21 protein-coding genes, 1 tRNA gene and 1 pseudogene are annotated in these 26,060 nt (G+C 65.4%); 14 read left to right on the top strand and 9 right to left on the bottom strand.

Going from position 1 to position 26,060, the window contains the following annotated elements:
• The first annotated feature begins 140 nt into the window (after positions 1-140).
• Entirely contained in the window at positions 141-2,342 is a 2,202-nt protein-coding gene (locus tag ASG43_RS06270) for an EAL domain-containing protein (RefSeq protein WP_200939479.1), read from the top strand.
• A 163-nt stretch (positions 2,343-2,505) separates the two neighbouring features.
• Here ASG43_RS06270 and ASG43_RS06265 read toward each other — a convergent pair whose 3' ends face one another.
• On the bottom strand, positions 2,506-2,694 hold the full coding sequence (locus tag ASG43_RS06265; protein WP_156386514.1) for a hypothetical protein: 189 nt from the start codon (positions 2,692-2,694) through the stop codon (positions 2,506-2,508).
• 226 nt (positions 2,695-2,920) lie between these two features.
• Between ASG43_RS06265 and ASG43_RS06260 the strand changes: the two genes are divergently transcribed.
• On the top strand, positions 2,921-4,012 hold the full coding sequence (locus tag ASG43_RS06260; RefSeq protein ID WP_056501869.1) for an ATP-binding protein: 1,092 nt from the start codon (positions 2,921-2,923) through the stop codon (positions 4,010-4,012).
• Between the two features lie 97 nt (positions 4,013-4,109).
• Here ASG43_RS06260 and ASG43_RS06255 read toward each other — a convergent pair whose 3' ends face one another.
• From ASG43_RS06255 to ASG43_RS06230, 5 genes and pseudogenes are all read right to left on the bottom strand, one after another.
• Positions 4,110-5,651: a GGDEF domain-containing protein gene (locus ASG43_RS06255; protein ID WP_056501866.1), complete on the bottom strand. Its 1,542-nt coding sequence runs from the start codon at positions 5,649-5,651 to the stop codon at positions 4,110-4,112.
• Positions 5,638-6,873 carry a spermidine/putrescine ABC transporter substrate-binding protein gene (locus ASG43_RS06250; RefSeq protein WP_082490677.1) on the bottom strand — a complete coding sequence of 412 codons (1,236 nt, stop codon included), beginning with the start codon at positions 6,871-6,873 and terminating at the stop codon, positions 5,638-5,640. Before ASG43_RS06250 ends, ASG43_RS06255 begins: the two co-directional genes overlap by 14 nt.
• Positions 6,874-6,902: 29 nt before the next feature.
• A pseudogene (locus ASG43_RS06245) lies at positions 6,903-7,615 on the bottom strand (TerC/Alx family metal homeostasis membrane protein); the annotation flags it as partial.
• Between the two features lie 1,099 nt (positions 7,616-8,714).
• A tRNA-Val gene (locus tag ASG43_RS06235) sits at positions 8,715-8,789 on the bottom strand.
• 99 nt (positions 8,790-8,888) lie between these two features.
• On the bottom strand, positions 8,889-9,563 hold the full coding sequence (locus ASG43_RS06230) for an HAD hydrolase-like protein (RefSeq protein WP_056501859.1): 675 nt from the start codon (positions 9,561-9,563) through the stop codon (positions 8,889-8,891).
• Between the two features lie 242 nt (positions 9,564-9,805).
• On the opposite strand from ASG43_RS06230, the gene rpiA reads away from it, so the two are divergent.
• From rpiA to ASG43_RS22575, 7 genes are all read left to right on the top strand, one after another.
• Positions 9,806-10,507 carry a ribose-5-phosphate isomerase RpiA gene (gene rpiA / locus ASG43_RS06225; RefSeq protein WP_056501856.1) on the top strand — a complete coding sequence of 234 codons (702 nt, stop codon included), beginning with the start codon at positions 9,806-9,808 and terminating at the stop codon, positions 10,505-10,507.
• A 114-nt stretch (positions 10,508-10,621) separates the two neighbouring features.
• A complete protein-coding gene (locus ASG43_RS06220) occupies positions 10,622-11,221 on the top strand; it encodes a DUF2059 domain-containing protein (protein WP_244488000.1) in 600 nt (199 codons plus the stop codon).
• Between the two features lie 129 nt (positions 11,222-11,350).
• Positions 11,351-12,748 carry a glutathione-disulfide reductase gene (gene gor, locus ASG43_RS06215; RefSeq protein WP_056501851.1) on the top strand — a complete coding sequence of 466 codons (1,398 nt, stop codon included), beginning with the start codon at positions 11,351-11,353 and terminating at the stop codon, positions 12,746-12,748.
• Entirely contained in the window at positions 12,741-13,391 is a 651-nt protein-coding gene (locus tag ASG43_RS06210; protein WP_056501848.1) for a gamma-glutamylcyclotransferase family protein, read from the top strand. Before gor ends, ASG43_RS06210 begins: the two co-directional genes overlap by 8 nt.
• A gap of 203 nt (positions 13,392-13,594) precedes the next feature.
• Positions 13,595-14,974 (top strand): 3-deoxy-7-phosphoheptulonate synthase class II, encoded by a 1,380-nt coding sequence (locus tag ASG43_RS06205; protein ID WP_056501843.1) that lies wholly within the window; start codon positions 13,595-13,597, stop codon positions 14,972-14,974.
• A 276-nt stretch (positions 14,975-15,250) separates the two neighbouring features.
• Entirely contained in the window at positions 15,251-16,048 is a 798-nt protein-coding gene (locus tag ASG43_RS06195) for a class III extradiol ring-cleavage dioxygenase (protein WP_056501839.1), read from the top strand.
• A gap of 127 nt (positions 16,049-16,175) precedes the next feature.
• On the top strand, positions 16,176-16,505 hold the full coding sequence (locus ASG43_RS22575; RefSeq protein ID WP_156386512.1) for a hypothetical protein: 330 nt from the start codon (positions 16,176-16,178) through the stop codon (positions 16,503-16,505).
• Positions 16,506-16,609: 104 nt separating this feature from the next.
• On the opposite strand, the gene ASG43_RS06185 is transcribed toward ASG43_RS22575, so the two are convergent.
• Positions 16,610-17,218, bottom strand: coding sequence for a DedA family protein (locus ASG43_RS06185; RefSeq protein ID WP_056501837.1), 609 nt, complete (start codon positions 17,216-17,218; stop codon positions 16,610-16,612).
• A gap of 304 nt (positions 17,219-17,522) precedes the next feature.
• On the opposite strand from ASG43_RS06185, the gene ASG43_RS06175 reads away from it, so the two are divergent.
• Together ASG43_RS06175 and ASG43_RS06170 are read left to right on the top strand one after the other, a co-directional pair.
• The gene (locus tag ASG43_RS06175) at positions 17,523-17,840 is read left to right on the top strand and encodes a hypothetical protein (RefSeq protein WP_056501832.1); all 318 of its coding nucleotides are present in this window, start codon (positions 17,523-17,525) and stop codon (positions 17,838-17,840) included.
• Positions 17,837-19,225, top strand: coding sequence for a glutamate--tRNA ligase (locus tag ASG43_RS06170; RefSeq protein WP_056501829.1), 1,389 nt, complete (start codon positions 17,837-17,839; stop codon positions 19,223-19,225). Before ASG43_RS06175 ends, ASG43_RS06170 begins: the two co-directional genes overlap by 4 nt.
• Before the next feature lie 118 nt (positions 19,226-19,343).
• Here ASG43_RS06170 and ASG43_RS06165 read toward each other — a convergent pair whose 3' ends face one another.
• Positions 19,344-21,647 (bottom strand): NADP-dependent malic enzyme, encoded by a 2,304-nt coding sequence (locus ASG43_RS06165; protein ID WP_056501826.1) that lies wholly within the window; start codon positions 21,645-21,647, stop codon positions 19,344-19,346.
• Between the two features lie 187 nt (positions 21,648-21,834).
• Between ASG43_RS06165 and ASG43_RS06160 the strand changes: the two genes are divergently transcribed.
• Together ASG43_RS06160 and ASG43_RS06155 are read left to right on the top strand one after the other, a co-directional pair.
• Positions 21,835-22,656, top strand: a complete 822-nt coding sequence (locus ASG43_RS06160) for a UDP-2,3-diacylglucosamine diphosphatase (RefSeq protein WP_056501823.1) — start codon at positions 21,835-21,837, stop codon at positions 22,654-22,656.
• On the top strand, positions 22,656-23,702 hold the full coding sequence (locus tag ASG43_RS06155) for a glycosyltransferase family 1 protein (protein ID WP_056501820.1): 1,047 nt from the start codon (positions 22,656-22,658) through the stop codon (positions 23,700-23,702). Before ASG43_RS06160 ends, ASG43_RS06155 begins: the two co-directional genes overlap by 1 nt.
• On the opposite strand, the gene dgcA is transcribed toward ASG43_RS06155, so the two are convergent.
• A complete protein-coding gene (dgcA, locus tag ASG43_RS06150) occupies positions 23,703-24,686 on the bottom strand; it encodes an N-acetyl-D-Glu racemase DgcA (protein WP_056501817.1) in 984 nt (327 codons plus the stop codon).
• Between the two features lie 186 nt (positions 24,687-24,872).
• Here dgcA and ASG43_RS06145 point away from each other — a divergent pair, with 186 nt between their 5' ends.
• Positions 24,873-26,060: an ABC transporter permease gene (locus ASG43_RS06145; protein WP_056501960.1), complete on the top strand. Its 1,188-nt coding sequence runs from the start codon at positions 24,873-24,875 to the stop codon at positions 26,058-26,060.

The following is a 26,060-nucleotide window of genomic DNA, read 5'->3' as shown; positions in this document are numbered from 1 at the left end:
ATTGGAGGTGCGATTGTGCGGTTTGATAACGACTCTGTGTCAGCGTCGGCTTTCCAACAGGAAGACGCATCAACGGAAGAAGCAGCAGCCACATAGCAACGGGTCAAAGCGTGCGGGACGCCGATCCGGAAGGAAAACAAATGACGGAGCTGTCTCCTCATCCCGTAGCCGCGGACGAAGCCGATCGCATCTTTGCGCTCAAGTCGTACCGAGTTCTCGACACGCCCCCCGAAGAGGGGCTCGACACCATCGTGCGACTTGCCCGGCGGAGCTTTGGCGTTCCGATCGCGCTCGTTTCCTTCGTCGCCGAGGATCGCCAATTCTTCAAGGCACGGATAGGGCTCGACGTGTGCGGGTCGGCTCGCGAAGGCTCCTTCTGCACCCACACGATCCTCGGCCGCGACGTCATGGTGGTGCCGGACGCGACGCTGGACGAACGTTTCCGCCAGTCTTCCCTGGTGACGGAGGAACCGAGGATCCGGTTCTACGCCGGGGCGCCCCTTGTGACGGGCAACGGCTTCGTCATCGGCGCCCTTTGCATCAAGGACGTCGTCCCGCGGCCTCATGGCTTGTCAGCGGACGAACGCCTGTCGCTTCTCGATCTTGCCGCGCTCGTCATGGACAAGCTTGAGATCCGCCGCCTGTCGGCCGCGGAAGCGGACGGGCGCCGCCGCTTCGACGCCGTCGCCGGATCTTCGGCCGACGCGATCGTCTGCGCGAACGGCGCAAACCGGATCCTGTCCTGGAACGGCACCGCCGAGCGCATGTTCGGATACACGGCCGAAGAGGCCGTCGGGCAGCTCCTGAACATCATCATCCCGGAACAGTTCTGGCCGCGCCACGAGGAAGGGCTGCGGCGTGCCGTTGCCGGACTTCCCACCAAGCTCGTCGGCACCTTAGTCACCGTTCCCGCGCTTCGACGGGACGGAACAGAGTTCCCGATCGAGCTGTCACTGTCTCATTGGATGGAAGGCGGAGAGCATCGCTTCGGCGCGATCGCCCGGGATATCACGGGGCGGCTCGATTACGAAGCAAGGCTGAAGTACGCAGCCGAGTACGACGCCCTGACCGACCTTGCCAACCGCACCCTTCTCACCAGCCGGCTCGTCGCGGTGGCGGAAGGGGCACGTGCGGCATCCTTGATCTTTCTCGACCTCGATGGCTTCAAGGACGTCAACGACAGCCTCGGCCATGCGGCGGGCGACGAAGTTCTGAAAGCCATCGCCGGTCGATTGCATGACGCCGTTCCCGAGGGAGGACTGGCGTGTCGGCTCGGCGGCGACGAGTTCGTCATTGTCGTCGACGGCTCGGCGGATCCCATGGTTGCCTCGGCTCTGGCCGACCGGCTGATCTCGGAAATTGAGCGTCCACTTGAGCTCGGGGAACGCTCGGTCTACGTCGGAGCCAGCGCAGGGGTTGCCGTTTCCCCGGCTGAGACATGGACTGCCTCCTCGCTTCTCGAGGAAGCCGACCTTGCGCTTTATCGAGCCAAGTCCGACGGGAAGGGGCGTGCTCGCCTTTATACCCAGGAACTACGTCCGACCGCGCAAACGCGGACGTCCGTGAGCTCCGGCATTCGTCAGGCGTGGGAGCGTGGAGAATTCGAACTCCACTACCAGCCCCAGGTTCGCCTCGCGGACGGCTTCGTCGCCGGGGCTGAGGCCTTGATCCGCTGGAACCATCCGGAGCGCGGGACGCTCGCGCCCGCCGCGTTCCTGTCCACCTTGGAGAACAGCCTCCTTGCGGTGCCGGTTTCAGAATGGATTCTCCGAACCGCCTGCGAACAGGCGGCAAGTTGGCGGGCCTCGGGGTTGCCCGGCTTCCGCATTGGCGTGAACCTCTTCGCCGCCCAGTTCAGGGCCGGCGACCTCGCGGCCGTCGTGGAGAGGGTGCTCGGCGAAACCGGGCTTCCCGGGAGCGGCCTCGAACTGGAGATCACCGAGAACACGATCCTGCGCAACGAGTCCCGGATCGATGCGACGCTTCGCGAACTGCGCGAGTTGGGCGTCGGGATCGCGTTCGACGACTACGGCACGGGTTACGCGTCCCTTACGATGCTGAAGGACTTCCCCGTCACGCGCCTCAAGATCGACCGCTCCTTCGTCAGCGGTCCCGGCTGTGGAGACGGCGACCGCATGATCGTCGAAGCGATCTCCCGACTTGCACACGGCTTCGGGCTGGAGGTCATCGCCGAGGGCATTGAGACCGCGGAACAGGCCCGGAACATGCGGTCCTACTGCCTAGAAGGGCAGGGGTACCTCTTCGGCAGGCCGATGACGACTTCCGACTTCACTTGCAAGTACGCCTCGGAAGTCAATCGCGTTCCTCGACGGGTGGCCTGAGCGGGGGCGTCGTTCAAATTCGACCCAGCCCACCCGATGAAGCTCGTGCGGGCAGTTTGACGAATTGAACGTATCGGCGGGCCGCGCGCTTCAGCGGCCGAAGCGGCGGAGCCGCGACCGCTTTGTGGTCGACACCATCTGTCTTGGCTCGGCCGCCGCCTGATCAGCCGACGCGGGGACGGTTCCCAAGGTAGGCGAGCATGGCGTCGAACGCGTCGACAGTAGCCTTGTTGCCGACCAAGTCGGCATGACGCCGCCCCACCTTGGCTTCGAGCACCGCGTCCCCACGGTGCTGCTTCCTGAGGTATTTCGCAGCGGCTCTTACCGCTCCGTCGTATTCGGTGTCGGACATGGATCTCAAGCTTTGATCAAGTTCGGCGGACATGGCCGAGGCGGAACATTCCCGGGCTTCTCGAGCCGCTGGACCGTAGGATCGAGATGGATGAAACACCCGACGCGAGGAACCGGGGTGAACTGCGCAACAGTCGCAGCACCAGAGGATGACGAAACGAGCAGCTCATGGCATCGTAGACCAGTAACGCTTTATTATGATTCGCGGCAACGTTCGGAGGGGACGGATGCGGAACATACTCGGCCTCTTCTACCTCGTCATGGAACACGACCCGAACCTCGTGTTCGTCAAGGATGCCGACGGCATCATCATCTACGCGAACCGTGCTTTTCTCGAGCTGTATCCTCCCAGCATGCGCGGCTCGATCGTTGGCACCACCACGGTAAACGCGTTCACTGCCGAGGAGTCGGCCATCTGGTTGGCCGAGGACCATCGGGCGATGACGGCGGGCGTGTCGGAGATCGTCGAAGAGATCTTCGATTACCTCGGTCGCCGCCGTTATCTCCTGACCCGCAAGATCGCCTTCTCCAGCGCGGAGGGCGAGCCGAGGTTGCTGGGTATCAGCACGGACATTACCGAGCTTGCCGAGCGCGAGCGCTCGCTGGTGGAGGCCAACGAGCGCCTCGCCAAGTTTGCGGCCTTCGCCGCCCATGACCTCCGCTCGCCGCTCGCAAGCATCGCCAGCGCGGTCAACGTGGTGCGGAATGACCGCGAGACGATGCTCGGCCCGAAGTCGGAGCACGTGATGGGGCTCGTGTCGGAATGCGCGCGGGGGCTGGCCCAGCAGGTGTCGACACTTCTGGCCTCAACGCGGGCAGAGCACCGGAACCACTTGGACAGGCGGCTCACCGACCTGAACCTCCTTGTGGAGGAGGTCCGCTTCAACCTGTCCTCGATGATCGACAGGCACGGCGCGAGCCTGCGCAGCTCAAGGCTGCCTAGCCTCACCGTAGAGCCGGACCTCTTCAGGCAGTTGTTCCAGAACCTCGTCGAGAACGCGATCCGGCATCGGTCCGACGACCGGCCGCCCGTCATCGTCGTGCGGCACGAGGCCGAGGACAATGAGGACGTCATCTCCATCGAAGACAACGGCGTCGGCATATCCGCGGCCGAGGTGGAGCGCGTCTTTGGGGTCTTCGAGCAAGGGGAGGAGGCTTCCGGGGGAACGGGCATCGGTCTCACGCTGTGCCGCAGGGTGATCGGACTGCACGAGGGGTCCATGGAAATCGACACGTCCTACGCAGAAGGGTGCCGCGTGGTCGTGCGGGTCCCCCGGGGCACGACCCGCACCGAAGTCGGAGCGGTCCGTGCAGCCTGACGGGTGAACAAAGCCTACAGGCCGGCCGGGCCTTTCCGCACGCAGCGCTCCGCCGCTTGGCGGGTTTTAGGGCAAGACCACTGGCTGGCCTTCGCAGTCAGGATGCCTCGAGGAGCGCTCGGGGCGACTGCTCAAAAACGGCGTGACGGCCGCGGCCCGCCGCCTTGGCACGGTACATCGCCAAGTCAGCACAGGAGATGAGTTCGTCGAAGGCGTCGGCGTGCTTGGGCGCGGTCGCAACACCGACGCTGACGCTGACGGGATACGTCTTGCGGCCCGCTTGGAGGCCTCCGACAAACAGCTCGAGGATGTCCGAAGCAAGCCTGATCGCCACTTCGCTATCTCCGCGCACGAGGAAGGCGAACTCGTCGCCGGCAAGCCGGGCCGGAATTGCCTCCACCTGCCTGGCCCCCCAAGAGGCGGCAAGATCCGCGGCACGATTCGCGAAGGTCTTCAGCACGGCGTCGCCCGCGGCGTGGCCGAACACGTCGTTGACGCCCTTGAAGTTGTCGAGGTCGATAAACAGGAGGGAGAACACTCCCCTCCCTGCATTGGTCGCCTCCATCCATTCCTGGCCGACCACGTTGAACCGAGGACGGTTGGCGATCCCCGTGAGCGGGTCGGTCCACGTCATCTGCTGGACGTTCCGGAATGCCCGGAGCGTCTCGTCGTGCATCGCCTTGATGTTGATTGACAGGCGCCCGACTTCCCCTGTGCGCTCGGTTGCGCTCAGCTCCTCCCGGGCACCGTCGATGACCTCCTTCACCTCGCGGTCCAACAGCGCGATGGGCCCAGTGACCGTTCTCTTGATCAGGAAGATGAGGAGGCCCACCGACAGGAGGCTGAGGACTACGCTGCCTGACGCCAGAATCCCTTTCAGGCGCAGCAGCGACACGGCCACGTGGGCTGCCGGGAAATCGCCGCGAAGCGTCAGGTCATGCGCGACGTCGCGGGCGAAGGCAGCGTCTGCCACAGTCGAAGGGCTTTGCGGGCCGAGGCTCACGGCCGAGCCGTAGTCCGCTTCCAGAGCGGCCCTCAGGGCCGCGAAGTCCTTCGGCTTCACCGCCGACTGGATCACGTATGAGAACTCCCGCTGGCTGGCGAGCGGGGGTTCGAACGTGCGTCGGTCGATAAGCTGGGAATGGACGACGAGGCCGGCGCCATCGTTCGGGACGTACTCGTCCGAGGAAGCGTTCGGGCTTTCGAGGAGACGCCTCGCGATTACAACCTGCTCGGGGCGCATCTCGGCGAAGGGGTCCTCGCTGTTCTCGAAATAATACGCCACCGACCCGTCCGGCGCGACGATGGCGAACGAGACGAAACGGTTCGCTGCCCCTGACAGGAACCTGATGCCGTCCTGGACCTTGACCCCAAGACCCGTCACCTGGAACTCGGGATTTTCCTCGCGCACGAAGTCCTGAACGGTCTCTCCCGCCAGCATGGAGAAGACGAGGTTGCGCGTGAACTCCACCTCGTCGACAAAGGCGTCCGCCAGCCGCTCCATGCGAGTGGTGAAGCGCGTGCGTTCGGAGTCCTCGATCATGCTAGCCTGGAGCCAGTAGACGGCACAGGCGACCAGCAGATTGCTGACGAGGACGACCGGAAGGATGACGTAGAGGGCGCGCCTAGCGAGAGTCATGATAGTTGATCAGCGAGTTCGCGATCCGCTTCCGGACCTGCACCGTCTGTGCCCCGTTTTCCTCGTAGAAGCTGCTGGCGTCGATCACCGACTGGGTTGGGAACACCTCGGGATTGTCCCGCATCCCTGCGGGCAGAAGCGGCACGGCCGCGGCGTTGGCGGTCGGCAGCGACAGGTCGGCCGCGTTCATGGCGGAGATCTCCGGCCGGTTCAGGAAGTCGAGGAACTTGAGGGCTGCCGTTCGCCGCTTGGAGGCGGTCAGGACCCCCATGCAATCCACCCAAAGGACCGACCCCTCCTTCGGCAACACGTATCGCCAGTCGTGCCCGTCGCTTTTCGCGAGAGCGAATTGGTCCCCGCTGTAGGCGAGGGCCATGAACAGCTCCGAACCGATCTTCGCGTCCTGTGACGAACTCATGATGTAGTTGTAGGTCCTGACGGACGGCGACTGCTCCTTCAACGTGGCGAACGCGACCTGGAGTTCGTCCTTGGCCTGCGTGTTGATGGACTTGCCGTTGAGGATCAGGGACGGGGTGAGGAGGTCGTCGAACCCGGTCATCATGGCGATGTGGCTGGCCAGTTCCGGAGCAGGACGAAGCAGGTCTGACCATGACGTTGGTGCCGTCACCTTGTCCGCCCGGTAGACGATGCCGAGGGTGCCCCAGAAGTACGGGAGGCCATAGCCGGAGCATCGTTCGCGCCAGCGCGGAACAGAGTTGCCGATCGTAGGTACGGTCGCTTCCGTTACTGCGTCCAGAAGGCCCTTGCGCAGGAATACCTTCGTCACGCTCTCGTTCATGACGGCGATATCGATTTCCGAATTGCCGCCCGCGATGATGCGGTCTCGATCCTCGCCGCTGTCGAAAAAGATCTGGTTCAGTTCGATGCCGGTTTCGCGCGTCCATGTCTCGACGACACGGGGGGAGATGTACTTCTCCCATGTGAGGAGGTTCAACGTTTCGGCTGCTGCGCCGCCGGAAAACGCCGCCGTGAGCGCAAGGCTGATCAGGATGGATTTCAGCATTGTCTCGGCCCCCTGGCATACGTTGGGGACAACGATGCGCCTGAACCCGTGAACATTCGTCCCACGAAGCGGAGTTAAGAAATCGTTCCCGCGAACGGTGAGCCCGCGTGCATTGTCGTCCCGCTCTCCGCAATCGCGTCTTGCTGCTAGCCATGAGGGCGGCCCCGTCAGCCCCAGGGCCTCCTTCCGGCTCGTCATTACCCCGCGCTCTTGTCGGTGACCGGGGTCCTCGTCTTCCACAAGCTCCAAACCACGCCGCCGACCAGCAGCGAGGACGTGACGCCGAGGGAGATCGCGGGCGGCACCTTGTCGATCCCGAGGAGGTCCGCGGCGAAGATCTTCGAACCGATGAAGATCAGCACCAGCGACAGCGCGACCTTGAGGTACTGGAAGCGGTGGATCATCGCGGCCATGGCGAAGTACAGGGCGCGCAGGCTGAGGATGGCAAAGATGTTGGACGTGTAGACGATGAACGGGTCGTGATGGCGAAGATCGCGGGCACGGAGTCAACGGCGAAGACGACGTCGGCAACCTCGATCATGACAAGCGCCATGAAAAGAGGCGTCACGAACAGGGCCTGCTTACCCGTGGTCGGAATGGGCTGGCGAACGAAGAAGCGCTCGCCGTGATGGTCCGCGGTGACGTTGAGGCGGCGTTTCATGAACCGCACCAACGGGTTCTAGTCGAGCGGTCGCTCCTTCTCGCCAAACATCAGCATCTTGACGCCGGTCGCGATCAGGAAGGCCGCGAAGACGTAAAGCACCCAAGCGAAATTCGACACGATCGCGGCACCGAAACCGATCATGACGGCTCGGAGCACGATCACGCCGAGAATGCCCCAGAAGAGGACCCGGTGCTGGTAGATGCGGGGAACCGCGAAGAACGAGAAGATCATCGCGATGACGAAGACGCTGTCCATCGCCAGCGTCTTCTCGACGACGGGAACGTCCCGGACCTTCCAAGAGACGCCGCATGATCGAGGTGGGACATCGTGGTCAAACCTGTCGTTCCTTGACGTGCGCTGAAGCATCAAGTTTTTGTATGCGGTCCTCTCGACCCGCGCGATCAAGTCACGAGGATCAAGTCGAGAAGGCCCGAAACATCACTTCGCGCGGATTTGCGCGAGCACGCTGGGGAGCGTATTGACTTCCCAGTGCTCGATACAGCGGCTATTCACGACGTCGTCGCACGGACGCTGTCTCCGGCTCACCTCATAGCCGTAGCCGCTCCTGGATACCTGATCGGGCGCATGCCACCCGTAGACTTAGACGGGCTTACGGCATTCGTGGGCATCGTCATGCGGTCGTGGCGGGAGATGCACTAAGCCGTACGCGACGCTTCCGGAATGGAGGTGGTCGCCCGGCTCGACAAACCGATCGTCTTCGATAATTTTGTCGCCATCCTTGAGGCGTGATCTTCGACTTGGTCGTTGCGCTTTTGCGGTGCCGGACGTCTTGCACAACTCGAGGACGAGCGGCTAATCCGCCTGCTGCTGCGTCGGAATGACGACGCAGGGACTGTCTCTCTCAATTTGCTACCGACAGTTTCCGCCGCCAAGATGCTTGCGTGCTAAGGCTTCATCGCGAGGCATTTAGGTCGTTGGACTTGGCCACGCGCCTCGCGGGTAGCCTTGGCCGAAGGCGGTCCACCACTCTCCGACAAGCTACACGGTAGAGTTTAGCATGCCAACCTTGTGTGGCGATGCCGTCAGCCTCGATGGCGAAGCGTCAGAATTGTCTGGCGAGAAGTAGCACAGAGCCGGAGTCGTGGTCGCAGGCCCTGCCTCCGCCTCATCTATTCCGGCGATCTATGTCGCATTGCCTGTCGCACGGACTAGCCGGCAACCATCGGAAACGCCTGGATAGTCTGGTGCTCATTGCCAGCACGAATCGCCGCACTCAGAGTCATTTGATGCTCAGCTGCGATACGCTCGGTAGCTGCTCTTCAACGCTAGAGTAGCTAGGCAGTAGCTACGATTTCTGATCGCAACCCGAAATCTATCATCCAGCAATTAAATTCAGCGAATACAGCCTGTTAAATGGTGGGCGCGACAGGGATCGAACCTGTGACCCCCTCGGTGTGAACGAGGTGCTCTCCCGCTGAGCTACGCGCCCGCCGTGGCGGGCTCTCAGCCTGCCGGGGTGGTCTGGCCTATACGGCCAATCCTCCTGGCGGTCAAGGCGCGGGGTCTCTCTCGTCGCTCGCGGGCGGCGTCAGGCTCGAACGAGAACGTCTTGCGCCAGGTCCGCGTCGAGTTCGTCGTAGTGGCGAATGATGCGGGATGCGCCGGCGCGGGCGCGTTCGTCCGGGGCATAACCGAAATCGACGAGGATGCAGGGGACGCAGGCGGCGATGGCGGCGTCGGTATCGGTCGCGGTATCGCCCACGAGGAACGATCCCGCGGGTCGCCCGCCCGCCCGGTCGATCGTGCCGAGCAGATGGACCGGATCGGGCTTCATGGCGGCGAAGGTGTCGGAGCCGCAAATGGCCGCAAAACGTTCGGCGAGGCCGAGCTCGGCGAGCAGCAGCCGGGCGAGCTGTTCGCGCTTGTTGGTGCAGACCGCCAGGCGATAGCCTGCGGCGCCCAGGCGGTCCATGGCGCCGAGAATGCCGGGGAAGGGCCGCGATGCAACGGCGATGTTTGCCTCGTAGTGAGACAGAAAACGGGCGAGTTGCGTTTCGAGATCCTGGTCGAGAAGGGGATGACCGGCGCGGCCGTAGGCGAACTGGATCATCCGACGCGCGCCATGGCCGGCATGCGGCCGGATGTCGGCCAACGGCACCGGCGCCAGCCCGGCCGAGGCGAGGCAATGGTTGAGGCTGGCTGCGAGATCGGGGGCCGTGTCGACAAGCGTTCCGTCGAGATCGAAAACCGCCAGGGGGATCATTCCAACATCCTCGTCATCGGGCCGGATCCTCGTCCTCCGGCGAGACGTCAGCGACGTCGGGTCGACCGGTCCGCTTGCTTTGCGCCGGTCTCTTCAAACGCCCGGTGCGCAAGGTCAAGCGCCGTTCGGCGCGTTCGACGCCGTCTCATTCGACAGGTTGCCGATTTCGCGGTAAAGCGCCCGTCGGATGTTCTTCGAGCCCGCTCGCGGGACGAGCCCATCGAAGTCGGGAGACACTGGCCATGGCGGACGCGGGCGCGTTGAAGGAAAGGGCAGGGCGTGCCGCGCTCGATCTCGTGGAAGACGGCATGCGTCTCGGGATCGGGACGGGATCGACGGCCGAAGCCTTCATCCATGCGCTGGGCGTTCAGGTCGCACGCGGTCTGAAGGTGCGGGGCGTTGCAACCTCCGAGCGTACGGCCGCGCTCTGCCGGCGCCTTTCCATTCCGGTGGTGACCCTGGAAGAGGAGCCGATGCTGGATCTGGCGATCGACGGCGCCGACGAGATCGATTCGTCGCTCGGCCTCATCAAGGGCGGGGGCGGGGCGCTCCTGCGCGAGAAGATCGTGGCGGCGGCCTCGGCGCGCTTCGTGGTCATCGCCGATGGCGCCAAGGTCGTCGATCACCTCGGCGCGTTTGCGCTGCCGATCGAGATCAACGGCTTCGGCCTGATGTCGACCTATATCGCGATTCGCAAGGCCGCCGAACGTCTCGGGCTCGATGCATCGATCTCGCTTCGCCGAGATGGGGAGAATCCCTTCATCACGGATGGCGGACACCTGATCCTCGACGCATCATTTGGCCTCATTCCCGATTCAGAAGCGCTTTCGAGATCGCTGCACGAGATACCGGGTGTCGTCGAGCACGGCCTCTTCCTCGGCTTGGCGACGGAGGCGATCGTCGCTTACGACGACCGCGTCGAAACGCTCCGGCCGGTCGCCTGAGATCGACGACAACGCTTGATTTGACGCCGGCAGTCGACGCGACACCGTCGAATGCGCTTGCCAGTCCTTCGGTGCTTTGGGTACTCAAGCGGCTGGATCGAACAGATTTTCCGAATGGACGGAGACACGACCTTCATGCATCCCAGCCAAACGATGCGCAGCGGGCTGATCGCCGTCGCCGCCTTTGCCGCTTTCGCCTTCGGCCAGGCCCGTGCCCAGGAGATCAGCGAGTCGCATCTGGCCGCGGCGCGCACGGCGGTGAACGCGATCGAGTCGACCGACCAGTTCGACAACATCCTGCTGAACGCCGCCACCCAGGTGAAGGCCGACCTCATCGGCAACAACCCCAATCTCCAGACCGAGATCTCGGACATGGTGGACGATAAGGCGTTGGCGCTGGCGCCCCGACGCGGCGACCTCGAGAATGAGGTTGCGCGCGTCTATGCCCGGCTCTTCACGGAGCAGGAGCTCACGCAGATCGGCGAATTCTACGGCTCGGAGGCCGGCAAGAAGCTTCTGCGACAGGGACCGCTCGCAACCCGCGAGATGCTGGCCGCCGCCGAGATCTGGACGAACGGCATCGTGCGCGACCTTCGCGTCTCCTCCGTCAACGCCATGGCGGACCTGATGCCGACGACGGGCGCCGTCGCCCCGACGACCGATCCCGCCTCGACACCCGCGCCCGTGACGTCCGGGGCATCCACGGCGCAGTGACGCCGTCGCGGCTTCGACGATCGGGACGCCGACCCGGCGCTTTTCTTCGGACGCCGCCGCTTTATCTCGTATCAATCAACGGGGCGATCGGCGACGGTCGCCCTTTTCCATGTCAGCGGGACGGCGACCTTGAGTGAGAGCTACGACTACGACCTCTTCGTCATCGGCGGCGGTTCGGGCGGTGTCCGTGCCGCAAGGCGCGCGGCCATGCTCGGCCGCAAGGTCGCGATCGCGGAAGAGTTCCGCTATGGCGGAACCTGCGTCATCCGGGGCTGCGTCCCGAAGAAACTCTTCGTCTACGCCTCCCAGTTTCCCGAGCATTTCGAGGATTCCGCCGGCTACGGCTGGACGGTCGGCGCCACGTCCTTCGACTGGCCGACGCTGATCGCGGCCAAGGACAAGGAGATCGACCGGCTCGAAAGCGCCTACCGCACCAATGTCGCCAAGGCCGGTGCCGAGATCCTGAACACGCGGGCCGTCATCGAGGCGCCGCACCGCATCCGGCTCTTGGACACCGGCCGCGTCGTGAGCGCCGAGCGAATTCTCGTCGCCGTCGGTGGTCAGCCGAACGTGCATCCGGGATTCGACGGCGTCGAGCATTGCATCACCTCGAACGAGGCCTTCCATCTGGAGCGCCTGCCGAAGGCCATCGTCATTCTCGGCGGCGGCTACATCGCGGTCGAGTTCGCCAATATTTTCCACGGGCTCGGCGTCGAGACGACGCTGGTCTATCGCGGCCAGGAAATCCTGCAGGGCTTCGACGACGATCTGCGGGAGGCTCTGCACCAGGCGATGGAGGCGAAGGGCCTTCGGGTTCATTGCTGCGACACCGTGGCGGAGGTGTCGAAATCGGCGGATGGTCGCCTGTCCGTGCGTCTGAAGAGCGACGAGATCCTTGTCGCCGACGAGGTGATGCTCGCCATCGGCCGAAGGGCGAACACGGTCGGACTGGGTTGCGAGGCCGCGGGGATCGAACTGGACGAGCGCGGCGGCATCGTCGTCGACGAATATTCGCAGACGACCTCCGACCATGTCTGGGCCGTGGGCGACGTCACCAACCGCGTCCAGCTGACGCCCGTCGCCATCCACGAAGCCATGTGCTTCGTCGAGACCGTGTTCCGGAACAACCCGACCAAGCCCGACCACGAGACGATCGCCACCGCGGTCTTCTCCCAACCGGAGATCGGGACCGTCGGCCTGACGGAACGGGAGGCCGGACAGCGCTTTCCCGAGCTCGAGATCTATCGCACGAGCTTCCGGCCGATGAAGCACGTTCTGGCCGGGCGGCAGGAGCGCGTCCTGATGAAGCTCGTCGTCGATGCGGCCTCGCGGCGCGTCCTCGGCGCGCATATTCTCGGGCCGGACGCCGGCGAGATGAGCCAGCTGCTCGGCATCGCGGTGAAGGCGGCCCTGACCAAGGACGATTTCGACCGGACGATGGCGGTGCATCCGACCATGGCCGAGGAGCTCGTCACCATGTACGAGCCGAGCTACCGCGTGACCAACGGCGAGAAGCGCGATGGCTGACACGATTCACGAGGACCATCCCGATTTCGCCCGCTTCGCCGCCGACGGGGCCGTCGTCGCCTATTTCGGCTATGGATCGCTGGTGAACAAGGCGACGCTGCGCACCCGGTTCCTCGCGATCCGGCGCGCCGAGGTGACGGGATGGCGGCGATTCTGGCTGCCCCGCGAGGCGCCCTTGGCAGCCTATCTGTCGGTTCGGCCCGAGCCCGGCCACCCGACGCAAGGGGTCGTCGTCTACGATCTGGCGGATCATCTGGCGCTTGTCGACGAGCGGGAGGCGGGCTACCGGCGCATCGCGGTGGAGAGCGGCGCGATCCGGATCGAAGCGGCGCCGGGGATCGAGGTTCCCGTCTTCCTCTACGAGGCTCTGAAGGGCGAGGAGACGGCAGCCGACGCCGGATGCTTCCTGTTGCAGTCCTATCTCGATGCCGTGCTCCAGGGCTTCCTTGCGCTCTATGGGGAGGCGGGGCTTCGGCGGTTCGTCGCGGAAACCGACGGGTTCGAGACCGACATCGTCGCGGATCGACCGGAGCCGCGCTATCCTCGTTCGGTGACATTGGCGGCCGGAGAGGCCGTGCTCTTCGATCGGCTCCTGCGCGAGCGCGGCGCGCGCTTCGTGGAAACCGCCGGTGAATGGCTCTAGGCGGGTTGGCGACGACGCCCGGCGAAGTCCGCCGTTCATGTCCGGCCTTTGACGGCTCGCGCCGCCGACGAGATGACAAGTCCGGTTTCAGGGTCTATATGCGCGCGATCGGCCAGTTGGGCCGGGTCGGCCAACGGATCATCGTCCGCTGCCGATGTGTACCGGTCCGAAGCAACGGGCCGGCAGGACCTGCGAGAGAGACCATGGCCAAGGACTGGACGCCTTCGAGCTGGCGCAACAAGCCGATCGAACAGGTTCCGGACTATCCGGATGCAACGGCGTTGGCCGACACCGAGGCGCGTCTGGCGACCTTTCCACCGCTCGTTTTTGCCGGTGAGGCCCGTAAGCTCACCCGGGCCTTGGGTGAGGTCGCCGAGGGGCGGTCGTTCCTTCTGCAGGGCGGCGATTGCGCCGAGAGCTTCGCCGAACACGGCGCGGACAACATCCGCGACTTCTTCCGCGCGTTCCTCCAGATGGCCGTGGTGCTGACCTTCGGTGCCTCGCAGCCGGTGGTGAAGGTCGGCCGCATCGCCGGGCAATTCGCCAAGCCGCGCTCTTCCCCGATGGAGTCCGTGAACGGCGTCTCCTTGCCGTCCTACCGGGGCGACATCGTGAACGGCACCGGCTTCGACGCGGCTTCGCGCATTCCCAATCCGGAGCGCCAGATCGAGGCGTACCGCCAGTCGGCCGCGACGCTGAACCTCTTGCGCGCCTTCGCGCAGGGCGGCTACGCTAATCTCGACAACGTCCACCAGTGGATGCTCGGTTTCGTGGCGGGCAGCCCCGCGGCGGAGCGCTATGGGGATCTGGCCGACCGCATCTCGGAGACGATGAACTTCATGCGCGCGATCGGCATCACCGCCGACACGCATCCGAACCTGCGCGAGACGGATTTCTTCACGAGCCACGAGGCGCTGCTGCTCGGCTACGAGCAGGCGCTGACGCGCGTCGATTCCACATCCGGCGACTGGTACGCGACCTCCGGGCACATGATCTGGATCGGCGACCGCACGCGCCAGGAAGCGAACGCCCATGTCGAGTTCTGCCGCGGCATCAAGAATCCGGTCGGTCTCAAATGCGGCCCCTCCATGGACGCTGACGGGCTCCTGCGCCTGATCGACGTGCTCAACCCGGAGAACAAGCCCGGTCGCCTGACGCTCATCGGCCGGTTCGGCCATGAAAAGGTCGGCGAGCACCTGCCGCGCCTGATCCGCGCCGTCGCCAAAGAGGGCCGCAAGGTCGTCTGGTCCTGCGATCCGATGCACGGCAACACGATCACGCTCAACAACTACAAGACCCGGCCCTTCGACCGGATCCTGGCGGAGGTTCAGAGCTTCTTCGACATTCACCGGGCGGAGGGCACCCATGCCGGCGGCATTCATATCGAAATGACCGGCAAGGACGTGACGGAGTGCACGGGGGGCTCGCGCATGGTCTCGGCGGAAAACCTGTCCGACCGCTACCACACGCATTGCGACCCGCGACTGAACGCCAACCAGGCTTTGGAACTGGCTTTCCTCGTCGCCGAACTCCTGAAGAAGGAGGTCGAGATGCAGGCTCCGAGGAAGGCATCGGGCTTCTGACGGATGAGGCTGCCGCCGCGCCTGCGTGAGGCGGCGCGGCGGCAGCCTTGGCGGGACCGTTCGATCAACCCGGCGCTCCCGTCGGCCCGTGTCGCGTCGTCGGTCGCGCGAAGAACGGATCGACGCCCTGTCGGACACACGCTCGCGCGCTTCGAAGAGCGCATCGGGCGGATCATCCCCGCCGGTGCGTCGAAGGGCTGAACACAGCGTTCGTCGTCCGTCTTACTAATCCAGGCAACGCAAAGCGGATATGTCGGATCTCGAAGGAGCTTTCCGATGCCCGTTTTTCCGACCCTCTTCATCTCCCACGGCTCGCCCGACACGGCCATCGTCGAGACCGAGGCGACGCAGTTCCTGCGCCGTCTCGCCATGGAACTGCCGCGACCCCAAGCGATCGTCGTGGCATCGGCGCATTTCGAGGCGGAAGACGCGATCTTCGTCAGCGCAGATGCTGCGCCTGACACGATTCACGATTTCGGCAATTTCGATCCCCGTCTCTTCGAGATGCGGTATCCCGCGCCGGGCGAGCCGGGGCTCGCAGCCTCGATCGCCGGCAATCTTCGCGCTGCGGGTTTCTCGGCCGGAATCGCACGCGATCGCGGCTTCGACCACGGAACCTGGGTGCCTCTGTCTCTGATCTATCCCGAGGCCGACATTCCCGTCGTTCAGGTCTCGGTCGATCCGTCGAAGGGCGCCGATCATCACGTGCGCCTCGGCGAGGCGCTCGCCCAGCTGCGCGAGGAGGGCGTGCTCGTCATCGGCTCGGGATCCTTCACGCACAATCTCCGGGAGGCCTTCGCCCGCCTTCGCGTCGGCGATCGCGGCGCGGCGACGCCCGACTGGGTGGCCAACTTTGCGACCTGGATGACGGACCGGATCGTCGAAGGAGACCGCGCGGCGCTTCTCGACTATCGCCGTCGCGCGCCCTTCGCCCGCGAGAACCATCCGACGGACGAGCATCTCATGCCGCTCTATGTCGCCCTCGGTGCCGCAGGTCCCGACGCGAAGGGTCGCCGCCTCCACGAAAGCCGCGATTTCGGCGTGTTGGCGATGGAGGCCTTCGCGTTCGATTGACGTTCAGCGATACACTTCGCTCCTGTGAGCGATGGGGAGGACCAACACGCGGAAAATCTCGTCCTCGAGGTCGCAGGTCAGGCGAACATCTCCAACTCTATAGCTCCAGAGGTCGCCAAGAGGGCCCTTGAGCTTTCCCGTCGGCTCGTGGGTTACCCGATCCATCGATCCGTTCCCGCAGGGACATTACGATTCGTTCCGCTTCCGTCGTTCCGAGTTTGAGGATCTGCTTTTCGCGGGACCGGCGATTTCAACTCGCCAAGCCAAGTTCGCGTTCGAGAGAGTCCAAGTCCGATACGGACCCATCGCCGGTATGGACACGATTCCTCACATCGACGGCAGCATAACGATCTTCGACCTCATCGATTGCTCCTTCGAGAAGGGCTTGCAGTTGGGCGGCCTTGCTGCGACCGGCCCGTGCTGCGATCGTTTCCAGTCGACGCTCGAGTTTGGGTGACAGGGGCATCGAGACGGACATGCTGGACCTTCCAGTCGTGGTGACGGACACGATCAGCTACGATGATCCCATCATTCCGCCAAGGATGGCCGTTCGATCTCGCCTCAGATCTTGTCGTTGTCCGATTTGTCCGACTTCAGTCTCGGGAAGAGCGCCGGACCCCATTGGCGCCAGGCGAACCAGAGCGCGAGGAGGACGGCGATCACCACGAGGGCGATGCCGACGCCGCGCTCCATGACCTCCAGTTTGGCGAAGACCGAGCCGATGGAATAGCCGAAGGCATAGCCGATCGTGGTGAAGAGGCCGGCCCAGATGGCCGCGCCGATGAGGTTCAAGATGAGAAAGCGCGGGATCGAGATCGATGACAGGCCGAGCGCGATGAGGCCCGGCATACGCAGGCCGTAGATGTAGCGGTTGACGATGACGAAGTAGGCCTGGAACCGGTCCACAAGCCGGATCGCCTTCGCGAATTTCGGCTTCTCCTTCCAGCGCGTGACCCACCGGTGTCCCGACCAGAAGCGGGCGAAGAGGAAGACGGCGAGGTCGCCGAAGAACGAGCCGATGAAGGCGAGGCTCATGATGAACTGCAGCGAGTACTGGTTCCGGAAAGCGAGGAAGCCGCCGATGATGGCGAAGACCTCGCCTTCGAAGAAGGTACCGACGAGAACGATGACGGGGCCGAACTGGCTGACCAGGGAGAGAATTTCGTACACGAGGGCTCCGCTGGGCCATTCCAACTCAGGTCAGGGAGCCCGTCTGATGGTGAGCGGGTCCCGAGACAAGCGAACCGGGCGGAAGGGTCGGACACGCATGGCGCGTCACGCCGGCTCGATCGCACGCTCCTCTAACGGAAGAATGCCGAAAAAGTCCACCAATCGGCTGATTTTTGTTCGTGCATCGGTTCGCGGTTCGCGACCGAGGGCGGGATCCGCCCCGCTCCTCCCGTCGCCGCGCGCTTGCCAGCCGCCCGGAGATGTGGTGACGAGCCCCGACGCATCCGCGAGGAGGACCGCCCCCATGTTCGAACTGCCGCCCCTCGATCAACTGGCGCTGGGAGCGCTGGTCGTCGGCGTTCTCTTCTGCGTTCGCCTGCTGCTCGCCGTCCGGCGCCTGCGCGGCGAATCGGAGGGTCGCGGCGGCTTCTCGCTCGGGGATCTCCGCCGCATCCGGACCGCCCATTCCTACGGCGCCTCGCTGGAGCCGAACCGACGCTATGCGCTGCGCCAATTCGTCACCGCCTGCGTGCTCCTGGCGATCGCGCTTCTTCTTTTCGTCTGGCTTCTCCTCGCCGGGAGCGTCGGCCCCCTCGTCGCAGGACCGGAAACCACACCATGATCGTCCGCTTCGCTCCATCGCCGACCGGCCTCCTTCACATCGGCAACCTTCGGACGGCGATTTTCAACTGGCTGTTGGCGAAGGAGAAGGGCGAGGGCGGAACCTTCGTGCTGCGCTACGACGACACGGATGCGGAGCGCTCGCGCGTCGAATATGCCGATGCGATCCTCGAGGATCTCGGCTGGATCGGGATTCATCCCGATCTCGTCATCCGCCAGTCCGAGCGGATCCCGCTCTACGACGCGGCCGTGGCGAGGCTGACGGCGGCGGGGCTTCTCTACCCCTGCTACGAGACGGCCGAGGAACTCGACGTCCGGCGCAAGCGCCGGGCGGCGCGCGACCTGCCGCCGATCTACGGACGCGAGGCTCTGAAGCTCGACGTGGCGTCGCGCGCCGAGCTCGAATCGCGGGGCCTCAAGCCGCACTGGCGCTTCCTGCTGCCGAACCATGACGGCGACCCGTTCGCGCCGGTGCGCACCGACATCGGCTGGGACGATCTGATCCGGGGACCGCAGACGGTCGATCTCGCCTCGCTGTCCGATCCGGTGCTCGTTCGCGAGGACGGCAGCTATCTCTACACGCTCCCCTCCGTCGTCGACGACGGCGCCGTCGGCATCACCGACGTCATCCGCGGGGGCGACCACATCACCAACACCGGCGTCCAGATCGCGCTCTTCGAAGCGCTCGGCCTCGCCGTGCCGCGCTTCGGACATCACAATCTCCTGACGACGATCGACGGCGAAGGCCTCTCCAAACGGTCCGGCGCCCTGTCGCTGCGTTCGCTGCGCGAGGGCGGCGTCGAGCCGATGGCGGTGGCGTCGCTCGCGGCCCTGGTCGGCCTGTCCGGTTCGATCGAGGCGGTGGACGATCTCACCGCACTCGGCGATCGGCTCGTCCTCGCCGACGTCTCCGCCTCCGCTTCGAAATTCGATCCGGCCGAAGTGGACCGTCTCAACCAGGCGCTGGTGCATCGCATGCCCTACAAGCGCGTCGCCGAACGGCTGCGGCAGCTGGACGTGCCGGATGGGGATGCGGAGGCGTTCTGGTCGGCGGTGCGCGGCAACTGCGTCCACGTGCGAGACGCCGCGACGTGGCGCGACGTCGTCTATGGCGGTGCACCAGACGCCTCGGCGCTCGGCCCCGACGACCGTGCCTTCGCCGCGGCCGCCTTCGATCTCCTGCCGGCCGGACCATTCGACGGAGCGAGCTGGGCCGCCTGGACGGGCGCGGTGAAGACGGCGACGGGACGCAAGGGGCGAGCGCTCTTCATGCCGCTCCGGATCGCGCTGACCGGGCTCGACCACGGCCCCGAACTCGCCGCTCTGCTCCCGCTGATCGGTCGGGAGCGGGTGGAAGCTCGACGTCCGTCCGCCGCCGCCGCTTAAGGTCGGGCCCTTCGTCCGATCGAGCGACGCGGCGCTGGCGCGGACACGCCATCGTCGCTCGCCGACCGACATCTCGCGGTCGGCGAGCGGAAAAGCCTGCGGTCCCGAACTGCCGCGATCAAGCTCGCTGCAGCGCTTCGGCGACCGCGATCGCCGACATGTTGACGACGCCGCGCGAGGTGACGGACGGCGTCAGGACATGGGCCGGGGCGGCGGCGCCGAGAAGGATCGGACCGACATGCAGCGCGTCGGTCATCGCCTTGACGACGTTCATCGTGATGTTCGCCGCATCGATGGTCGGGAAGATCAGGAGGTTGGCTTCGCCCTTCAGGGCGGAGGCCGGCATGACGCGCTGGCGCAGAACCTCGTTGAGCGCGACGTCGCCGTGCATCTCGCCGTCGATCTCGAGCTCCGGCGCGCGCTCGCGGATGAGGGCAAGGGCCCGCCGCAGCTTCTTGGTTTCCGGCGTGTCGTCGGTGCCGAAATTGGAGTGCGAGACGAGCGCGCCCTTCGGCTCGATCCCGAAACGGCGGATTTCGGTCGCGGCGAGGATCACCATTTCCGCGATGTCGTCGGCGTCCGGATTGCGCTGGACATAGGTGTCGAGAAAGAACTTCGGGCCGCGTTCGGAGATGAGAAGGCTCATGGCCGCGCATTTGCGCGTGCCCGGCGCGCGACCGACGACCTGCAGGATGTCGCGCAGGTGCGGGGTGAACTGACCTTCGAGACCGCAGATCAAGACATCCGCCTCGCCGCGCGACACCGCGACCGCGCCGATGACGCTGGTGTTGGTGCGCACGATCGTGCGGGCCGTGTCCGGCGCGATGCCGCGGCGTCCGACCTTCTCGAAATAATGGTCGACATAGCCGCGATAGCGCGGATCGTCCTCGGGGTTGATCACCTCGAAATCGGTGCCCGGACGAATGCGCAGACCATAGCGCGCGAGGCGGGTTTCGATGACGGCGGGCCGTCCGACCAGGATCGGGAACCCGATCTTCTCCTCCAGCATGACCTGCGCGGCGCGCAGCACGCGCTCGTCCTCGCCGTCGGCGAAGATGACGCGCTTGCCGGAATTGCGCGCGATCTGGAAGATCGGCTTCATGATGAGGCCGGTGCGGAAGACGAAGCGATTGAGGCGGTCGAGATAGGCCGGCATGTCCTCGATCGGGCGCAGCGCGACGCCGGTTCGGGCGGCGGCCAGTGCGACGGCGGGGGCGATCTTCAGGATCAGCCGGGGATCGAAGGGCGAGGGGATCAGGTATTCCGGTCCGAAGATCGGCGTCTCCGATCCATAGGCCTTGGCCGCGACCTCGGAGACCTCCTCGCGGGCGAGCGCCGCGATGGCGTCGACGGCCGCGATCTTCATCTCCTCGTTGATCGCGGTGGACCCGCAGTCCAGCGCCCCGCGGAAGATGTAGGGGAAGCAGAGGACGTTGTTGACCTGATTCGGGAAGTCGGATCGGCCCGTGCAGATCATCGCGTCGGGCCGGACCGCGCGGGCGAGATCGGGCATGATTTCCGGTGTCGGATTGGCGAGCGCCAGAATCAGGGGACGCGGCGCCATCTTCTCCAGAAACTCGGGCTTCAGGACGCCGCCCGCGGACAGGCCGAGGAAGATGTCCGCGCCCTCGATCGCCTCGGCGAGCGTGCGCATCGGCGTGTCCTTGGCGTAGACGCTCATCCAGCGGTCGATGCGGGCCGGGCGGCCCTCGTAGACGACGCCGTCGATGTCCGTGCAGACGATGTTCTCGACCTTGGCGCCCAGCGTGACGAGGAGGTTGAGGCAAGCGATGGCGGCGGCGCCGGCACCCGACGAGACGATGCGGACGTCCTCGATCTTCTTGTCCGCCAGCATCAGCGCGTTGCGCACGGCCGCCGAGACGATGATCGCGGTGCCATGCTGGTCGTCGTGGAAGACGGGGATGCCCATGCGCGCGCGCAGGCGTTCCTCCACCTCGAAGCACTCGGGCGCCTTGATGTCCTCGAGATTGATGCCGCCGAAGGTGGGCTCGAGCGCCGCCACGACATCGACGATCCGGTCGATCTCGTTGGCGTCGATCTCGATGTCGAAGACGTCGATGTCGGCGAATTTCTTGAAGAGGACCGCCTTGCCCTCCATGACGGGCTTGGACGCGAGCGGTCCGATATTGCCGAGGCCGAGCACGGCGGTTCCGTTCGACACCACCGCGACGAGGTTGGCGCGGCTCGTATAGTCCGCCGCCAGCGCAGGATCGGCCGCGATGGCGCGGCAGGGCTCGGCGACGCCCGGCGAATAGGCGAGCGCGAGATCGCGCTGGTTGCCGAGCGGCTTGGTGGCCTGGATCGCGAGCTTACCGGGCTTGGGATAGCGATGGTAGAAGAGGGCCTGCTCACCGAGATCGCCGTTGGCCGGCCGTTCGTCGCGCTTGGTGTGCTCGGTCATCTCATACCCGCTCGCTGTCTTTCGATGGGGCTGCTCTAACGCATCGCTCGCCGCAGTGGAAACGGTCCGCCGTGGATTTACGACGGAATTCCGGGGGAGCCACCGGAAGGTCCGAGCCGCCGTCACACGGATGCAATCGGACTCAGGCACTCCCTGTCGCGACCAGTCCGGCGGGAGCGACGGGACCATGCAGAAAGCGACCCAGAACCGGCACTTCCGGACGTTGTTCATCTCCGACATCCATTTGGGATCGAAGGCGGCGCAGGCCGAGCTTCTCATCGATTTCCTGCGCCGGCACGATGCCGAGAAGATCTATCTCGTGGGCGACATCGTCGACGGCTGGCGCCTGAAGCGGGCCTGGCACTGGCCGCAGTCGCACAACGACGTCGTGCAGAAGCTCTTGCGCAAGGCGCGAAAAGGCACCGAGATCGTCTATATTCCCGGCAATCACGACGAATTCCTGCGCGACTTCCAAGGCACGCATTTCGGCGGGATCGACGTCCGGCGGAACGACGTCCACGTGACCGCGGACGGCCGGCGCTTCCTGGTCCTGCACGGGGACGAGTTCGACGTCGTCGTGCGGAACGCGCGGCTTATCGCCTATCTCGGCGACTGGGCCTACGACGCGGCGATCGCCATCAACCTCGTCTTCAACCGGATGCGGCGCGCGTTCGGTTTTCCCTATTGGTCGTTCTCTTCCTGGGCCAAGCTCAAGGTCAAGAACGCCGTCAGCTTCATCGGCGCCTTCGAGACGGCCTTGGCCGAAGAGGCGCTTCGTCACGGCTGCGACGGCGTCATCTGCGGTCACATCCACCATGCGGAGATCGCGATGCGAAGCGGTATCGAATACGTGAACACCGGCGATTGGGTCGAGAGCTGCACGGCGGTCGCCGAACGCCACGACGGGTCTTTGGAGATGATCCGCTGGACGCGTCTCGTCGAAGTGTCCGACGCGGAGCCGCGCCGGACGCTGGACCTCTCGGTGGACGCCGCGGCGGAGGCCGCCTGATGCGCTGTCTCATCGCCACCGATGCCTTCGCCCCGCAGATCAACGGCGTCGTCCGAACGCTGACGAGCCTCGTCGATGAATTGCGGGCCCGCGGGCACGAGGTGTTGGTCGTGTCGCCGGACGATTTCCGCACGCTGCCCCTGCCGACCTATCCCGAGATCCGCCTGTCGCTCGCGGGAGCCGGCCGGCTGAAGCGCATCGTCGAGACCTTCGATCCCCAGGCGATCCACATCGCGACGGAAGGGCCGATCGGACTTGCGACCCGGCGGGCGGCCATCACGCTCGGCCGTGCTTTCACGACGAGTTTCCACACGCGCTTCCCCGAATATCTGAGCCGGCGCCTCCCGGTGCCGGACGCGCTGTCCTACGGGTATCTTCGATGGTTCCACGCGGCGGCGAGCGCCTGTCTGGTGCCGACCGAGGCGGTCCGGCGGGATCTGGAGAGGCGAGGTTTCCGGGGTCTCGTCACCTGGACGCGCGGCGTCGATGCCCAGCAGTTTCATCCGCGGGACCGCATCGACCTCGGCCTGCCCGGCCCGATCTTCCTCACCGTGTCGCGCATCGCGCCGGAGAAGAACCTCGAAGCCTTCCTGTCGCTCGACCTGCCCGGCTCGAAGGTCGTCGTCGGCGACGGACCTCAGCTCGCCTCTCTGAAACGTCGCTTTCCGAACGTCCGCTTCCTCGGCCGTCGAACCGGCGACGCACTGGCGCGTCTCTATGCGAGCGCCGACGTCTTCGTGTTTCCCTCCAAGACCGATACGTTCGGCATCGTCCTCATCGAGTCGCTCGCCTGCGGGACACCGGTCGCCGCCTATCCGGAACCCGGTCCGCTCGATGTCCTCGCCGGCACGAAGGCGGGCTGCATTTCGCAGGATCTGCGAGTCGCCTGCCTGGCGGCCCTGACGCTCGACCGCCGCGACGCGCTCGCCCGGTCGGCCGATTTCACCTGGAGCGCCTGTGCCGACATCTTTCTCGCCGCGATCGATCGCCCGTCGAACACAGGCCGCGAGGCAAGCCTCAGCCTCAGTCCGGCGGCGGTGGGCTGATCAACCCCAGAGGTCGCGGGTCGGCGGGGAGACGGTCGAGGCGGAATAGACGAGGCCATGTGCCCGGTCGGCCTTCATCAGGAGGGGACCGTCGAGATCGACGAGATCGGCGTCCTGCGCCAAGAGGACGGCCGGAGCCATGGCGAGCGAACTCGACACCATGCAGCCGACCATGATTCCGAAACCGAGGCGGCGGGCCTCGGCGACGAGGTGGATCGCCTCGGTCAGCCCGCCCGTCTTGTCGAGCTTCACGTTGACGAAGTCGTAGCGGTCGACGAGGCCGGCGAGATCGCCGGTCTTGTGCATCGATTCGTCAGCGCAGACCGGAACGGGATGCGGCAGGCTCGCCAGCGCCGCATCGTTTCCGGCGGGCAGGGGCTGTTCGACGAGGATCGCGCCGGCCGCGGCGGCTGCCAGAAGGTTTTCGCGCAGCGTTTCCGGCGTCCAGGCCTCGTTCGCATCGAGAATCAGTCTGGCCCCCTTCGTCGCTTCGGCGACAGCGCGGATGCGCTCCACGTCGCCATCGCCACCGAGCTTGATCTTCAAGAGCCCGCGACCCGCGGCGGCCCGCGCCGCTTCGGACATGGCCTCGGGCGTTCCGAGCGAGATCGTGTAGGCCGTTTCCAGGGGAACCGGCGCGCGCAGTGACAGGAGCGCGGCGACCGAGCGACCTTCCGCCTTCGCCTCGAGATCCCAGAGCGCGCAGTCCACCGCGTTGCGGGCGGCGCCCGCCGGCATGATCGACTGGATCTCGTCGCGCGAGGCGCCGGCCTCGATCCGCCCGCGGGCCGTCTCAATGGCCGCCACGACGCTTTCCACGCTCTCGCCGTAGCGCAGATAGGGCACGCATTCGCCCCGCCCGAAACCGGTCTGCGCCTCGATGGTGGCGACGACAACGACCGCCTGGCGCTTGGAGCCGCGCGAAATCACGAAATCGGCGGCAAGTTCGAAGGTCTCCACTGTGACCGAAAGACGACGCGACATTCGAAAAACCTTAGAAGCTTCGTCGGACGAACGTGTTCGCCATGACAAGTCGTGAATGGACCACTAACCTCTTCGGATGCGAGAGGTGTCCGCGGACCGGCCGTCGAGGCTGGCGGGATGATCCGCTGGGGCGCTGCCTCTCCCGAAGGCAAAGCGCCAGAGACGACAAAGGTCAAGACCGCGACGATGTTGGACAGGATCGAAGCCGATCAGCGGGGCGGCTCCGGCGAGCGCAAGACGCTGCCACCCGCGCTCGTCGCCGACAAGACGGACGGCGCCATCGTCCTGACATTGTCGGGCGACTGGCTGTCCCGCACGATCGGGGCGGTCGAGAAGACCGTCGACGAAACCGCCAAGTCCGATCTCGGCAAGTCCGTCACGCTCGACTGCAGCGAGGTCGGCAAGATCGACACGTCCGGCGCCTTCCTCGTCGAACGGCTGTCCCGCGATCTCGGCGGCAAGGGCACGAGCGTGGAGTTGAAGGGCGTCAGCGAGAAGGACGAGGCGCTGTTCGGGGCCGTGCGCCGTGCGCTCGACCGGGATCGCGCCATGCCCACCAAAGCGAAGGTCAACTGGCTGATCAACGGCTTCGACCAGATCGGCCGATACGTCGCCGCCATGGGCGGGGAGATCGTCGACGGCTTGAACATCATCGGGGCGTCGATCTACGGCGCGGGCCGCCGGGTCACCGGCAAGACGCAAGTCCGCGCCGCGGCCATCGTCAACCAGATGGACAAGATGGGCGTTCGCGCTCTTCCGATCATCTCCCTGATGAGCTTCCTGATCGGCGCCATCATCGCCCAGCAAGGCGCGTTCCAGCTCCGCAATTTCGGCGCCGAGATCTTCGTCGTCGATCTCGTCGGCATCCTGCAGCTGCGCGAGATCGGCGTGCTCCTTACCGCCATCATGATCGCCGGCCGTTCGGGGAGCGCGATCACGGCCGAGATCGGCTCGATGAAGATGCGCGAAGAGGTCGACGCGCTCCAGGTGATCGGTCTCAATCCGATCGGGGTCCTCGTCTTTCCGCGCCTCGTCGCGCTGACGATCGTGCTGCCGCTCCTCGCCTTCGTTGCCGACATCATGGGTCTGGCCGGCGCGATCCTCGTCACCTGGACCTATTCGGGCATTCCGCCGGCCGCCTTCATCCAGCGGCTGCGAGAGGCGGTCGACATCGGCAGCATCCTGGCGGGTCTGATCAAGGCGCCCTTCATGGCGATCGTGATCGGCGTCGTCGCGTCATCGGAGGGCATGAAGGTCGGCGGCAGCGCGGAGAGTCTCGGCGCCCACGTCACGACATCGGTCGTCAAGTCGATCTTTCTCGTGATCCTCGTCGATGCGTTCTTCGCGATCTTCTATTCAGCGATCGGATTCTGA

Source organism: Aureimonas sp. Leaf454 (genome assembly GCF_001424685.1).
Lineage (GTDB): Bacteria > Pseudomonadota > Alphaproteobacteria > Rhizobiales > Rhizobiaceae > Plantimonas.
The sequence above is the reverse complement of the archived record's forward strand: the minus strand, read 5'-3'. Positions and strand labels throughout refer to the sequence as shown.

Bases quoted from the DNA above. Each gene is read 5' to 3' on its own strand.
- ASG43_RS06160 (WP_056501823.1), top strand. From the start codon at position 21,835: ATGCAGAAAGCGACCCAGAACCGGCACTTCCGGACGTTGTTCATCTCC.
- ASG43_RS06205 (WP_056501843.1), top strand. From the start codon at position 13,595: ATGGCCAAGGACTGGACGCCTTCGAGCTGGCGCAACAAGCCGATCGAA.
- ASG43_RS06170 (WP_056501829.1), top strand. From the start codon at position 17,837: ATGATCGTCCGCTTCGCTCCATCGCCGACCGGCCTCCTTCACATCGGC.
- ASG43_RS06230 (WP_056501859.1), bottom strand. From the start codon at position 9,563: ATGATCCCCCTGGCGGTTTTCGATCTCGACGGAACGCTTGTCGACACG.
- dgcA (WP_056501817.1), bottom strand. From the start codon at position 24,686: ATGTCGCGTCGTCTTTCGGTCACAGTGGAGACCTTCGAACTTGCCGCC.
- ASG43_RS06260 (WP_056501869.1), top strand. From the start codon at position 2,921: ATGCGGAACATACTCGGCCTCTTCTACCTCGTCATGGAACACGACCCG.
- ASG43_RS06165 (WP_056501826.1), bottom strand. From the start codon at position 21,647: ATGACCGAGCACACCAAGCGCGACGAACGGCCGGCCAACGGCGATCTC.
- ASG43_RS06195 (WP_056501839.1), top strand. From the start codon at position 15,251: ATGCCCGTTTTTCCGACCCTCTTCATCTCCCACGGCTCGCCCGACACG.
- ASG43_RS06220 (WP_244488000.1), top strand. From the start codon at position 10,622: ATGGACGGAGACACGACCTTCATGCATCCCAGCCAAACGATGCGCAGC.
- ASG43_RS06145 (WP_056501960.1), top strand. From the start codon at position 24,873: ATGTTGGACAGGATCGAAGCCGATCAGCGGGGCGGCTCCGGCGAGCGC.
- ASG43_RS06210 (WP_056501848.1), top strand. From the start codon at position 12,741: ATGGCTGACACGATTCACGAGGACCATCCCGATTTCGCCCGCTTCGCC.
- rpiA (WP_056501856.1), top strand. From the start codon at position 9,806: ATGGCGGACGCGGGCGCGTTGAAGGAAAGGGCAGGGCGTGCCGCGCTC.
- ASG43_RS06255 (WP_056501866.1), bottom strand. From the start codon at position 5,651: ATGACTCTCGCTAGGCGCGCCCTCTACGTCATCCTTCCGGTCGTCCTC.
- ASG43_RS06265 (WP_156386514.1), bottom strand. From the start codon at position 2,694: ATGTCCGACACCGAATACGACGGAGCGGTAAGAGCCGCTGCGAAATAC.
- ASG43_RS06155 (WP_056501820.1), top strand. From the start codon at position 22,656: ATGCGCTGTCTCATCGCCACCGATGCCTTCGCCCCGCAGATCAACGGC.
- ASG43_RS06175 (WP_056501832.1), top strand. From the start codon at position 17,523: ATGTTCGAACTGCCGCCCCTCGATCAACTGGCGCTGGGAGCGCTGGTC.
- ASG43_RS06270 (WP_200939479.1), top strand. From the start codon at position 141: ATGACGGAGCTGTCTCCTCATCCCGTAGCCGCGGACGAAGCCGATCGC.
- ASG43_RS06250 (WP_082490677.1), bottom strand. From the start codon at position 6,873: ATGACGAGCCGGAAGGAGGCCCTGGGGCTGACGGGGCCGCCCTCATGG.